This window comes from Mangrovibacter yixingensis (assembly GCF_020523985.1).
In the GTDB taxonomy this organism is placed as follows: Bacteria; Pseudomonadota; Gammaproteobacteria; order Enterobacterales; family Enterobacteriaceae; genus Mangrovibacter; species Mangrovibacter yixingensis.
This window is the reverse complement of record NZ_JAIVKM010000001.1, coordinates 1,788,793-1,801,324: the sequence shown is the minus strand read 5'-3', so window position 1 is coordinate 1,801,324 and position 12,532 is coordinate 1,788,793. Positions and strand designations below refer to the sequence as shown.

10 protein-coding genes are annotated in these 12,532 nt (G+C 45.3%); 8 read left to right on the top strand and 2 right to left on the bottom strand.

Annotation, left to right across the window (positions count from 1 at the left end; translation table 11 throughout):
* Positions 1–248: 248 nt before the first annotated feature.
* Entirely contained in the window at positions 249–332 is an 84-nt protein-coding gene (gene azuC / locus LC084_RS08330) for a stress response protein AzuC (RefSeq protein ID WP_226571181.1), read from the top strand.
* A 61-nt stretch (positions 333–393) separates the two neighbouring features.
* Here azuC and LC084_RS08325 read toward each other — a convergent pair whose 3' ends face one another.
* Positions 394–1,983 (bottom strand): MFS transporter, encoded by a 1,590-nt coding sequence (locus LC084_RS08325; protein WP_226570700.1) that lies wholly within the window; start codon positions 1,981–1,983, stop codon positions 394–396.
* Between the two features lie 329 nt (positions 1,984–2,312).
* On the opposite strand from LC084_RS08325, the gene LC084_RS08320 reads away from it, so the two are divergent.
* On the top strand, positions 2,313–2,561 hold the full coding sequence (locus LC084_RS08320; RefSeq protein WP_226570699.1) for a DUF2766 family protein: 249 nt from the start codon (positions 2,313–2,315) through the stop codon (positions 2,559–2,561).
* Positions 2,562–2,670: 109 nt separating this feature from the next.
* On the opposite strand, the gene LC084_RS08315 is transcribed toward LC084_RS08320, so the two are convergent.
* Positions 2,671–3,168 (bottom strand): non-heme ferritin-like protein, encoded by a 498-nt coding sequence (locus LC084_RS08315; RefSeq protein ID WP_226570698.1) that lies wholly within the window; start codon positions 3,166–3,168, stop codon positions 2,671–2,673.
* A 1,036-nt stretch (positions 3,169–4,204) separates the two neighbouring features.
* Here LC084_RS08315 and LC084_RS08310 point away from each other — a divergent pair.
* From LC084_RS08310 to otsA, 6 genes are all read left to right on the top strand, one after another.
* Complete coding sequence (locus LC084_RS08310; protein WP_226570697.1) at positions 4,205–5,194, top strand: arabinose ABC transporter substrate-binding protein; 990 nt, start codon at positions 4,205–4,207, stop codon at positions 5,192–5,194.
* 62 nt (positions 5,195–5,256) lie between these two features.
* A complete protein-coding gene (araG, locus tag LC084_RS08305) occupies positions 5,257–6,771 on the top strand; it encodes an L-arabinose ABC transporter ATP-binding protein AraG (protein WP_226570696.1) in 1,515 nt (504 codons plus the stop codon).
* Positions 6,772–6,786: 15 nt separating this feature from the next.
* Positions 6,787–7,767 carry an L-arabinose ABC transporter permease AraH gene (gene araH, locus LC084_RS08300; protein WP_226570695.1) on the top strand — a complete coding sequence of 327 codons (981 nt, stop codon included), beginning with the start codon at positions 6,787–6,789 and terminating at the stop codon, positions 7,765–7,767.
* Between the two features lie 323 nt (positions 7,768–8,090).
* Positions 8,091–9,356 (top strand): SLC5/6 family protein, encoded by a 1,266-nt coding sequence (locus LC084_RS08295; protein WP_226570694.1) that lies wholly within the window; start codon positions 8,091–8,093, stop codon positions 9,354–9,356.
* 210 nt (positions 9,357–9,566) lie between these two features.
* Positions 9,567–10,370 (top strand): trehalose-phosphatase, encoded by an 804-nt coding sequence (gene otsB / locus LC084_RS08290; protein WP_226570693.1) that lies wholly within the window; start codon positions 9,567–9,569, stop codon positions 10,368–10,370.
* Positions 10,345–11,769 carry an alpha,alpha-trehalose-phosphate synthase gene (otsA, locus tag LC084_RS08285; protein WP_226570692.1) on the top strand — a complete coding sequence of 475 codons (1,425 nt, stop codon included), beginning with the start codon at positions 10,345–10,347 and terminating at the stop codon, positions 11,767–11,769. Before otsB ends, otsA begins: the two co-directional genes overlap by 26 nt.
* Positions 11,770–12,532: the final 763 nt, after the last annotated feature.

Genomic DNA, 12,532 nt, shown 5'->3' with positions numbered 1-12,532 from the left:
CCAAAATCCACCGTAACTGCTGGTTTTATTGGGGTATTTGTCATGCCTTACAGTACGTCATTATGCAGAGCCGGGTAAAATGTATGAGAGATGAGGGGGAGTGTTACAAGGCCTTTCTTATTAACAAAATTTTAAAGATACCAAATTTTTTTTGCGATACAGCTCACAAATTGGTTGATTTTTGTGATGAAGGTCATATTATATACCTCAGTTGAGCAACACCTGCATAACATACATGAGGTTTGACCATGAAACTGCGTCGCATTTTGAAAAGCATGTTTGAAAACTACTGCAAAACATTTAAAGACGTCCCGCCGGGCTCAATGTTTTGATAAAAAAAACCTGCTCCACCATGAAGCAGGTTTTTTTATATCCAGTGTTCAACAGGCAACGTTATTGGCGTTGCGAGGCAACCGCCGTTACGGCTGTAGCACCTTCTGAATCAGGTCTGGCTTTACTGAAAAGTTTGCTGTTGCCCCAGCAGGTTTCATAAGGGTGACCAACAAGCTCTTCAATGGTTTTCCGCGCTTCAGGGCTAATATCCTCTAGTTTCCCGCCAGCTTTAACACGGCTAACTTCTTCTAATACTACCAGATGTGTCCGCCGGTTAAGTTTCATCTGGCTGCTGAATACAATCGCAGCAAGGGCCAGAATAATTACACCTACGCAAAACACGACAGCGATGGCGGTCACTGCGCTTTCTGGCTGAGTATGGGCTTTGGACTGGAATCCGTAGAAGCTCAGGATAGCGCCCATCACGAACACAATTACGGAACGCAGAATCTTACCTGCAAATGTCATTGCACCTGCATAAATTCCTTCGCGGCGGCGGCCTGTGAAAACCTCATCGACATCGGCCAGAAAGGTGTAAACCGTCCATGGAATGTAATAAACGCCGCCGGTACCCAGCCCAAACAGCACCGTAATGGCGAACATCAGGATAGTTGCACTATGCACCGGTAAGTGGAAGAACCACAATGCGGTATAAAACAGCACGGCAACCATAACTACGCTCAGTGCCATCATGTATGGGCGGCTGAAACCAAATTTAACGCACACACCAATAAAAATGGCGGTTGAGAAGAGCTGCAGAATGGAGTTCAGGCTATTGAGCCCGGCGACCATTGCAGGATCATGTTGCAATACAAAAATCACGAAGTAGGTGAATATTGATGCGAACAGCCACTCAGCACCAAACCCACACAGATACATGCCAAGGTGTTTACGGAAAACACGCAAATGAAACGTTGAAGACATATCCTTTGCCAGTGACAACAGTGTACCGGTTACTGTACGCGGTTTGGTGTTTGTGTTGTCTTGTTGTGTGTGGCTACTTTTTTCCCAGGTGCTGGTATACAGGCAACCAATGGCAACAAACAAAATAACCCCGTAAGTCAGGCCAGTCAGGAAAAAGGGTTGGGCAGAGTCTTTGCCAAAAATGAGTATGTATTGGCCAGGAATGAATGCGGCCAGAAAGTTCGCCAGTTTACCGAAAATGGCTTTGTACCCGGTCAATTTTGAACGCAATGTGAAACTGTCCGTCATTTCGGTTGCCAGCGTTTCATAAGGCACCATGACAGAGGTGTAGATAAGCTCAAAGGTGACATAAGTGACAAGGTAATACCAAAAGCCGAATCCATCTACCCAGAGAAGTGGGTAAAACATCATTAATGGTGCCCCGAGCATTAAGAAGAAACGGCGGCGACCAAAGCGTTTACCTAATTTTGTCTGTGAAAAATTATCGGTTAAATACCCCATTAACGGGTTACTGATAGCATCAATAATGCTGGCAACAGAAAAGATAAATGCAGCCTGAATAAGGGTTAGCCCACAAAATGTTGTGTAGAAATAAAGTAACCATGCACCGCTTATTGCCAGTGCGCCACTACCGAGTAAGTTTCCCCCACCGTAAGCCAGTTGGTGCCGTAAACTGATCTGCCGCTGCCCCGCAGTATTGAGGGGAGAAGTATTACCAGAAATCATTTTGAACCTCTGTTTCATATTTTTAGGTATTGCGGTTCTTATAATTTGAATATTTGTATTGAAACGTGAAGGTGGTCACTAAAGGTCATTTTTTACGTAAAGAAATGATGATTTTGAGATGCACGCAGAATTTTTTTATTTCCAATATATTTGTGCGAGGTTGTCTTTAGCTATTTAGGGAATAAACAATATGGATATTGCTCCCGCTTTTCAGAGATCTGTTTCATGAAAATGCATACCGGAGCCGCGTCTTTACAAGGTTTTCCTGCTCTGAACTACCGTTTTGCTGCGTATCCAGGTACCATGAGGTTTTTTAAGAGGAAAAAACAATGTCCGGATCGTTTAGCCAGGAAGATGAACTGGTTTCTGATGTGGTCGCGTGCCAGTTAGTCATCAAACAAATACTGGATGTGATTGATGTTATCGCACCAGTTGAAGTACGCGAGAAAATGGCCACACAATTGCGTTCAATTGATTTTGCTGGCCACCCATCTGCTGACCCGGTGACGTTGCGTGCGGTACAAAAAGCGGTGGCGTTGATTGAACTGAAGTTTTCCCACCAAAACGATGCCCACTAACAGGCTGTGGTCGGGAGAATAACCACCCCGGCGCAGTTGCCGGGGTTGAGGGCTGTTAGATAACACAGGTTGTTTGTGGCGGGTGGCTAAATACGTTGCTGCAGGTAGTTCAGGCCATTACCGCCTTTGCCAGAATATGGTCGGTTTGCCTGAGGCACATTCCTGATGCATCTGCTTCGCGAACCATCTCTAACATTTTCATTAACAAGGCTTCATCCTTGCGTTGCACTTCTTCAATTTGCTGCAAGAATAAAAGGGTAGATAAATCATTGATACTGGTTGCTTCATCTTGAAGTTGGTTTAGGCTTTCGGCTCGAAAATGGTAGTCACTCAACATTTTTTCAAACAACAGAGGCAGTGAACTGCATCCTGTTGTTAACCCACCTTCTATGGGTTGCACTACCGGGTTCTCCCCCATTTTTTTCAAGTGATCAAAAAAACGCATCATCAGTGTTACTGTACCTTGAGCCTGAGTACGCAGAAAATGTGCCGTGTCGTGCAGGTTGTGCTCAACGCACCATGCACTCAATTGCAGATACAGATTAGACGAGTAAAACTCACGGTTCATTTGTACATTTAGCTTCGAAACAATATCTATTACGACCATAACAATATCCTTATTTTCCTGATACCTGTGATTTTTTAATTCACGAAGAAACTGAATAAACGCAGCAGATTAATAATCAGCCAGAATCTATTTCTTACTGGATTTTTTTTGAACGCCATTGTTTTAACAACATTGTTTTAACAACACTGTTTTGATCAGCATCGTTATGAACAACATTGCTATGAACGACACCGTTCGCCGCACCATTGTGCAATCAATACCAGTTGCTATTCCTTGTATAACTCTTTTTAGCATACAACTACTATAAAAATAAGGATACTCTTAACGGGGATTTTTACGCTTACTTACTTAATTCATTAAGTAGACTATTTGCTGGCTAATAAATGAGCACGGTTAGTGTGCTATGTATATATTTCTTAGTGCGTTGATTTAACGAGTATTTATGCTTATGAATAACTCAATTTTGTTGTGTTGGTAATTAAATTTTTTATTTGATGTGGGGCATGTTTCATTTTATTTAAAAATAATTTACTACGGCTAACATTTTTATTCGCTATGAATGTACAACTAAGAGATAGTTTTTCACTATATGAAATACAATCCTGAATCTGGCTATGGATATCGCGAATTAAAAATGGTTTGAAATGCATCATTGCTATCTTAATGCCGGGTTTATATTAACGCCACTGTGAGAGCGTTCTTTCTCCTGTGATGGTTTTTTTGTCATCAATTGTGGTTCAGGTTCATCTGATGCTGATGAAAGATTCTTCCTGGGATTAGCGTTAGTGTTACAAGGATTTCGTTGCTGGTCATATGGATTTTTCTGCTTAGTAACGTCTGATTCATCATACATATTAGCACTTTTTTATGCCTTTAATTGCTGAATCTATGTACAGAATTACTAAAATTCAGCCGTGTGATTTTGCTCTCCTATGGATTTTTAATTTCCCGCTAAAACTATTTTGCGTTCTCGGCCTTTTGGGCATAAAAAACCCGGCACGCTGTTAACGTTTGAAAAAAAGAACATTTTCTGTTCACTACCCTGCACACAAGAAAATAAATGCTGGAGTTTACCATGCACAAATTTACTAAAGCGCTGGCGGCAATTGGCCTTGCTGCGGTTATGTCACAATCCGCTATGGCGGAAAATCTGAAACTCGGTTTTTTGGTGAAACAGCCCGAAGAACCCTGGTTCCAGACTGAGTGGCGTTTTGCCGACAAGGCGGGCAAGGACCTTGGTTTTGATGTTATTAAAATTGCCGTACCTGATGGTGAAAAAACATTGAATGCGATTGACAGCCTGGCGGCAAATGGCGCGAAAGGTTTTGTTATTTGCACCCCTGATCCCAAACTGGGCTCTGCCATCGTTGCAAAAGCCCGTGGCTACGGGATGAAAGTTATCGCCGTGGATGACCAATTTGTTAATGCCAAAGGTAAACCAATGGATACAGTTCCACTGGTTATGATGGCAGCGACAAAAATTGGTGAGCGCCAGGGCCAGGAGTTGTACAAGGAGATGCAAAAACGTGGCTGGGATGTCAGTAAAACTGGGGTGATGGCTATCACCGCAAATGAGCTGGATACCGCTCGCCGCAGAACCAGTGGTTCAATGGATGCGCTGAAAGCAGCCGGTTTCCCGGCCAAACAAATTTACCAGGTACCAACCAAATCTAACGATATTCCTGGTGCCTTTGATGCTGGTAACTCATTGTTAGTACAACACCCGGAAGTGAAACACTGGCTGATTGTTGGGATGAACGACAACACCGTATTGGGTGGTGTGCGTGCAACTGAAGGCCAGGGTTTCAAAGCAAATGATGTCATTGGCATCGGTATTAACGGGGTTGACGCAGTTAACGAACTGTCGAAAGCGGAAGCAACGGGCTTCTATGGCTCCCTGTTACCGAGCCCGGATGTGCACGGTTATAAATCCAGCGAAATGCTTTACAACTGGGTTACCAAAGGTGTTGAACCACCGAAATTTACCGAAGTCACCGATGTTGTGTTGATTACGCGTGACAACTTCAAAGAAGAACTGGCTAAAAAAGGCCTGGGTGGCAAGTAATTGTTCCAGGTAGATAACGGGCGTGCTGCACGCCCGTTTACCGGGGAAGGTTTGGAGGCTATATGCAACAACAAACACCGTATCTCTCGTTCCGTGGTATTGGAAAAACATTTCCGGGCGTGAAAGCGCTGCAGGATATCAGCTTTGACTGCTACAGCGGCCAGGTGCACGCGCTGATGGGGGAGAACGGCGCAGGTAAATCCACATTATTAAAAATCTTGAGTGGTAATTATGCGCCAACAACGGGCTCTATTACCTTAAAAGGCCAGGAAGTTTCCTTTGCCAATACGGTCGCCGCACTAGATGCCGGTGTCGCCATCATATACCAGGAACTCCATTTAGTGCCGGAAATGAGTGTGGCTGAGAATATTTACCTTGGCCAGATTCCGCACAAAGGCGGCTTTGTAAACCGGTCGCTGCTTAACTACGAAGCACGTTTACAACTGGAACATCTCGGTCTGGATATCGACCCTGAAACGCCGTTGAAATATTTATCGATAGGCCAGTGGCAAATGGTGGAAATCGCTAAAGCGCTGGCTCGCAATGCCCGGGTTATTGCTTTTGATGAACCTACCAGTTCATTGTCTGCACGCGAAATCGAAAACCTGTTTCGGGTCATTCGTGAGCTGCGTGAAGAAGGCCGGGTCATTTTGTATGTTTCCCACCGCATGGAAGAGATTTTTGCCCTGAGTGACGCCATCACTGTGTTTAAAGATGGGCGGTATGTCTGCACCTTCGATGATATGGAGAAGGTCGACCATGACGCACTGGTACAGGCGATGGTTGGCCGTGATATTGGCGATATCTATGGCTGGAAACCAAGGCCTTATGGTGAGGTTCGCCTGGCTCTGAATAATGTTAAAGCGCCGGGGGTACGCAAACCGGTCGATTTAACGGTGAAAAGTGGCGAAATCGTTGGTTTGTTTGGCCTGGTAGGCGCGGGGCGCAGCGAACTGATGAAAGGGCTGTTTGGTGGTACACGAATTACTGGCGGGGAAGTGTTGATTGACGGCAACCCGGTCACGATTCGTGAGCCTTCAGATGCTATAAAAGCAGGCATGATGTTGTGCCCTGAAGACCGCAAAGCAGACGGCATTATCGCTGTGCATTCGGTGCAGGAGAACATCAATATCAGTGCACGGCGCAAGCATATCAGTATTGGCTGCCTTATCAATAAACTCTGGGAAAGTGAAAACGCAGGTCACCATATTCGCGCGCTCAATATTAAAACCCCTGGTGCTGATCAACTGATCATGAATCTTTCTGGCGGGAATCAGCAAAAGGCCATCCTCGGCCGCTGGTTGTCTGAAGAGATGAAAGTGATCCTGCTTGATGAACCCACCCGCGGGATTGATGTTGGCGCAAAACATGAAATCTACAACGTTATCTATACCCTGGCTTCTCAGGGAGTGGCGGTATTGTTTGCATCGAGTGACCTGCCTGAAGTTCTGGGCGTTGCAGACCGCATTATCGTGATGTGTGAAGGCGAGATTGCGGGTGAGTTAACACATGATGAGGCGACGGAAAAGCAGGCGCTGAGCCTTGCTATGCCGAAAGCCAGCCAGGCCGTTGCCTAATTGAGGAGTTTGTTTATGTCTTCATTAACTACATCAGGATCCGGTCGCACCGGGTTTTCAGTTTCCCGTATTTGGGACCAGTATGGAATGCTGGTGGTGTTTGCCGTGCTGTTTCTGGCATGTGCTATCTTTGTGCCTAATTTTGCCTCTTTTATCAATATGAAAGGCCTTGGGCTCGCTGTATCGATGTCCGGTATGGTGGCCTGCGGTATGCTGTTTTGCCTGGCTTCAGGTGATTTTGACTTATCCGTTGCTTCGGTTATTGCCTGTGCCGGGGTAACCACCGCTGTGGTGATTAACCTGACAGAAAGCCTGTGGATAGGGGTTTTTGCCGGGTTGTTACTGGGCGCTGCCAGTGGCTTCGTGAATGGTTTTGTTATTGCCAGGCTGAAGATCAATGCCTTGATCACCACGCTTGCCACCATGCAAATTGTTCGTGGACTTGCCTATATTATTTCTGATGGTAAAGCCGTTGGGATTGAAGATGAGCGGTTCTTCGAACTGGGTTACGCGAACTGGCTGGGGATCCCGGCACCTATCTGGATAACGATTGCCTGTTTTGTGTTGTTCGGTTTTTTATTAAACAAAACCACTTTCGGGCGCAACACGCTGGCTATTGGTGGCAACGAAGATGCCGCTCGTCTTGCTGGTGTCCCTGTGGTGCGTACCAAGATTATTATCTTTGTATTGTCCGGCCTGGTTTCGGCGGCGGCAGGTATCATTCTGGCATCACGCATGACCAGCGGGCAGCCAATGACCTCAATTGGTTATGAATTAATTGTTATTTCGGCCTGTGTCCTTGGTGGGGTTTCACTAAAAGGTGGGATTGGTAAAATTTCATTTGTGGTGGCGGGGGTGTTGATCCTGGGTACAGTGGAAAATGCCATGAACCTGTTGAATATCTCCCCATTTGCACAGTATGTGGTACGAGGTTTGATCCTGCTTGCTGCGGTTATTTTTGACCGTTACAAACAGAAAGCTCAACGCACAGCCTGAGTAGCACTCATTGCGAGGATGAACGCCAGCTCAACAGTTGGCGTTCAGGTTGATGAAAAAGAAGGAAAAAGCGTGGTTTTTCCTTCTTTTTAGTCAGCGGGCGAAAATCAATGAATTGATTTTCCGGGTTTTTTATTGGGTGGCACCCTTTGGTTCTGTGCGGGCATGAGGTTTGTCATCAGACTCAACGCCAGCTCAACAGCTGGCATTTTTTATAGGTGATATGACGCCCTATTGCTCTAAATTTGGTTAATTATCACGTTTAAATTCTAATTATTGAAATAAATTCCCACATGTAATTTTTTATATGGAGATATATTTCAATGACACAGGAACTGGAATATCAGTCACCCCCCTCAGTAGAACCCCCTCAACACCAGTTTTCCCGCACCTGGACGTTAAGTCTTTTTGGTACCGCTGTTGGGGCTGGCGTACTGTTTCTCCCTATCAATGCCGGTATGGGAGGTTTCTGGCCGTTAGTTGTGATTGCATTGCTGGTGGGGCCCATGACCTGGCTTGCCCACCGTGGGCTCGCCCGGTTTGTCTTATCTTCTGAGACGAAAGGCCTTGATATTACGCAAGTAGTCGAAGCTCACTTTGGTCAACGCGCCGGTATTTTAATTACAGTGCTCTATTTCTTTGCTATTTATCCGATTTTGCTTATTTATGGAGTAGGTATCACTAACACCGTTGATTCGCTCATTGTGAACCAGCTAGGTATGGCTTCATTACCCAGAGCATTGCTGTCATTTGTGTTAGTCGGGCTGCTGATGTCGGTGATGCTACTTGATGAGCAGCGTATGCTGCGCATTACCACATGGCTTGTTTACCCGTTGGTTGCCATTCTTATATTCCTTTCGCTGTATCTGATCCCGCACTGGAACCTGGCTGCTATTAAAGAGGTGCCCGCACTACAGGATTTCTCAGTGACGTTGTGGCTGACAATCCCGGTGCTGGTGTTCGCATTTAATCATTCACCTGCTATTTCATCTTTTTCGCAGGCTGTGGGGAAGGTATATCCAGACACCTCAGATGAACAGGCCAGCCGTATATTGCGTAATACATCAGGTATTTTGCTGTTATTTGTCATGTTATTTGTCTTCAGTTGCGTACTGAGCGTAACGCCCGATGACCTGGCAGCAGCTAAAGCGCAAAACATATCTATGCTGAGTTACCTGGCCAATAAGTTTGATAATCCATTGATTTCATTCTTTGGTCCTTTGGTTGCTATTCTGGCCATTTCCAGCTCGTTTTTTGGGCATTATTTGGGTGCGCGCGAAGGGTTGCATGGGGTTATTGTTAAACTGGCTCAACTGCGAGGTGTGAGGATAAATCAAACAGCGGCCAGGCGTGGGATTGTGCTATTTTTCTTTGGCTCTGTATGGTTGGTGGCAACGCTGAATCCAGGGATTTTAGGTATTATTGAGTCACTGGGTGGGCCTGTTATAGCCGCAATCTTATTTATTATGCCTGTCTATGCTCTCTACACCGTTCCTGCCATGTCTCGCTGGCGCCAGGGGAAAAGCCACCTGTTTGTTCTGCTGATGGGATGTATTGCAATTTCCGCTCTGGTTGCGGGTTTTATCTGACTTAGGTTATCACTGCCATCGAGGGGTGCGGCAGCTTACTCGGTGGCATTTCTCATAATGCTGGCTATACTTACATGGTTAATCATTTATAAAGGTGATAAATACGCATAAATTTCATACCAATAATAATCCAGTCTGCGGGTGTGTTTCAAAAGCATGAATCGCAGCCAGGAATATAAAAGGTACTAACAGCTAAAAGGAGGGCAGAGGGTGGAAGCTGCATTAAATAAACCGCCATTACTGACCGGCCAGTATGCATTTTTCTTCGATTTCGATGGCACGCTGGCTAAACTGAAACCTCATCCCAATCAAGTTTCTCTTCCGGATAACGTGCAGCACCATATATGCAAACTGGCTGAGCTAAGCCATGGTGCACTGGCATTGATTTCAGGGCGCTCAATCAACGAGCTGGACAAGTTTATTCAACCCGAACAATACCCGCTCGCAGGGGTTCACGGTGCGGAACGTCGTGATATCAATGGCCAACAATTCACACTTTCTCTTCCCAAAAAACAGATGGACACGATACGCCAGCAGCTGCAGGCCGTGTTGGGGAATATTGAAGGTGTGCAAATTGAGGAAAAACCAATGGCTTTCGCGCTGCACTACCGGCATGCACCAGGCAGTGCAACCCTGGTAGAGGATTGCGCACGAAAAATCGCCGGGCAGTATCCTGATTTGACATTGCAACAAGGGAAATGTGTGGTTGAAATTAAACCAGGTGGTGTTAACAAAGGAGAGGCCATTCACCAGTTTATGGCTGAACCACCTTTTTCAGGGCGGATCCCGGTTTTTTTGGGTGACGATTTAACGGATGAAGCCGGGTTTGATGCAGTCAATCAGTATCATGGTGTCAGCATTAAAGTTGGTCAGGAAGCAACCTGTGCACGCTGGCGGTTAGAAGATGTTCCCGCTGTTTGGGCGTGGTTATCAGGCCAGGTCGCTTATTTTGAACAACAACGAGCAATAACTTCGAGGAGGGCTGATTATGAGTCGTTTGGTCGTAGTCTCTAACAGGGTCGCTTTGCCCAACGGGACGAAAAATGGCGCAGGTGGTCTTGCTGTCGGTATCCTTGGGGCATTGAAAAATTCAGGTGGGGTATGGTTTGGCTGGAGCGGTGAAACAGGGGAGATTGATGACCCGCTAAAGAAGATTAGCCAGGGCAACATTCAATGGGCAACCTTCAATCTTAGCGAAGAAGATTATGAACAATATTACTGCCAGTTTTCTAACGGGGTACTCTGGCCTGCTTTTCACTACCGGCTGGATTTAGTTGATTTTACCCGTGAAGCCTGGGAAGGTTACCTGCGTGTGAATGCTGCTATGGCAAAGCAACTGGCACCACTTATTCAACGTGGTGATATTATCTGGATCCATGATTACCATCTGCTTCCCCTGGCAAGCGAACTGCGTCGGTTAGGGGTCAATAACCGTATTGGTTTCTTCTTGCATATCCCTTTCCCAACGCCTGAAATATTTACGGCGCTGCCGCCATGTAAAACATTGCTGGAACAAATGACAGATTATGACTTGCTGGGGTTCCAGACAGAAGGAGACCGACAGGCATTTATTGACAGCCTTGGTTTACAAACCCAGGTGACAACCTATATGGATGGACACCACATGGCAGATGGCAAATCATTCCAGACCCATGTCTACCCGATAGGCATAGAAACAGAAGATGTGGTTGAACAGGCCAAAGGAGCGTTACCCGCGAAGCTGGCACAGCTTAAAGCTGAATTGGGTAGGGTACAGAATATCTTTTCTGTGGAGCGTCTGGATTATTCTAAAGGGCTGCCAGAACGCTTCCTTGCGTTTGAAACCTTATTAGAAAAATACCCGGAACATATTGGCAAAATTCGCTATACGCAAATAGCGCCAACATCTCGTGGCGATGTACAGGCTTACCAGGATATTCGCCATCAACTGGAAACAGAAGCGGGCCGAATCAATGGGAAATTTGGTCAACTTGGCTGGACGCCGCTCTATTATCTTAACCAACATTTCGACCGCAAAGTGCTACTCAAAGTATTTCGTCACACCAATGTTGGCCTGGTCACACCGTTGCGTGACGGCATGAACCTTGTTGCCAAGGAGTATGTGGCTGCTCAGGACCCACGCGACCCTGGTGTATTAGTTTTGTCACAATTTGCTGGTGCGGCTAATGAACTCTCCGCCGCTGTTTTGGTTAACCCTTATGACCGCGATGATGTTGCCAACGCGTTACACCGGGCACTAATTATGCCCAAAGAGGAGCGAATTGCCCGGCACAGTGAAATGATGGCGGTATTACGTCATCAGGATATTAACGCCTGGCAGGAGGCCTTTATTCGAGATTTAAAGCAAGTAAAGACGCGTAGCGCTCAAATGGATGTAACCCCTGCATCCATGGCGATTCAACGTCTTAGCTAATTTACCACGCAGCCAGGGATGGCTGTTTCACGTTGCTACACTATTGGGTACATATTCCCCGCATTAAATATTTTTCCTGAGTGAATTCTTCTTACCACATTTCACTGGTTTTCCCCTTTTGGGCGTCAGAGCTTATGGGTTATAGAAAAACGATATGTTAATGCTCCTGCGGCTACTGCTGGCGCATTTCTCTGTGGTTCTGCCCGGCTGCAGGTTGTTTTATTGGGTGTTGTACGCAAACGGTTACGTCTGAAAGCCTGGCTGATAACATTTTTCAATTCGAATTTTCAGTTGCGCAAGCAACGCAAAAAGTGAATTTATTGTGTAAACATTAACGTTTCTTATGGGATTACTTTTGTTTCTCTGCATAAAAAGATTTACAAAAAAACGGTATTAAACGGTTACATTCCTTCTCGTAATAGATAAATGAGAATGCATTTCTTTTGCGAATAGTTTTATGATTTTCTTTGCAATGAATTGATTATATTGATTATTTATTTTATTTGACTTTGATTTTATGCGAAAAAATATGCATGCTAAGCATTAATTGTAGGTGTTTGTTTAATTAATTTTTTATGAAGCATGACACAAAACTGTGAATGGGTATTTGTAGAACTGCGTGAGGTGAAAAAAATATTTGCTCATTTATTAAGCAATATAAAAGTGATGCTGATTGATTTATTGTAAAGATTAAGATAAAAAATGTGATGTGCGTCACATTTTTTTCAAAAGTAGCCTCAAGCCAGATTGTGCGATTGGACTC

Coding starts and splice junctions, on each gene's coding strand:
- LC084_RS08295 (WP_226570694.1), top strand. CDS start 8,091: ATGACACAGGAACTGGAATATCAGTCACCCCCCTCAGTAGAACCCCCT.
- otsA (WP_226570692.1), top strand. CDS start 10,345: ATGAGTCGTTTGGTCGTAGTCTCTAACAGGGTCGCTTTGCCCAACGGG.
- araG (WP_226570696.1), top strand. CDS start 5,257: ATGCAACAACAAACACCGTATCTCTCGTTCCGTGGTATTGGAAAAACA.
- LC084_RS08325 (WP_226570700.1), bottom strand. CDS start 1,983: ATGATTTCTGGTAATACTTCTCCCCTCAATACTGCGGGGCAGCGGCAG.
- LC084_RS08310 (WP_226570697.1), top strand. CDS start 4,205: ATGCACAAATTTACTAAAGCGCTGGCGGCAATTGGCCTTGCTGCGGTT.
- LC084_RS08315 (WP_226570698.1), bottom strand. CDS start 3,168: ATGGTCGTAATAGATATTGTTTCGAAGCTAAATGTACAAATGAACCGT.
- azuC (WP_226571181.1), top strand. CDS start 249: ATGAAACTGCGTCGCATTTTGAAAAGCATGTTTGAAAACTACTGCAAA.
- araH (WP_226570695.1), top strand. CDS start 6,787: ATGTCTTCATTAACTACATCAGGATCCGGTCGCACCGGGTTTTCAGTT.
- LC084_RS08320 (WP_226570699.1), top strand. CDS start 2,313: ATGTCCGGATCGTTTAGCCAGGAAGATGAACTGGTTTCTGATGTGGTC.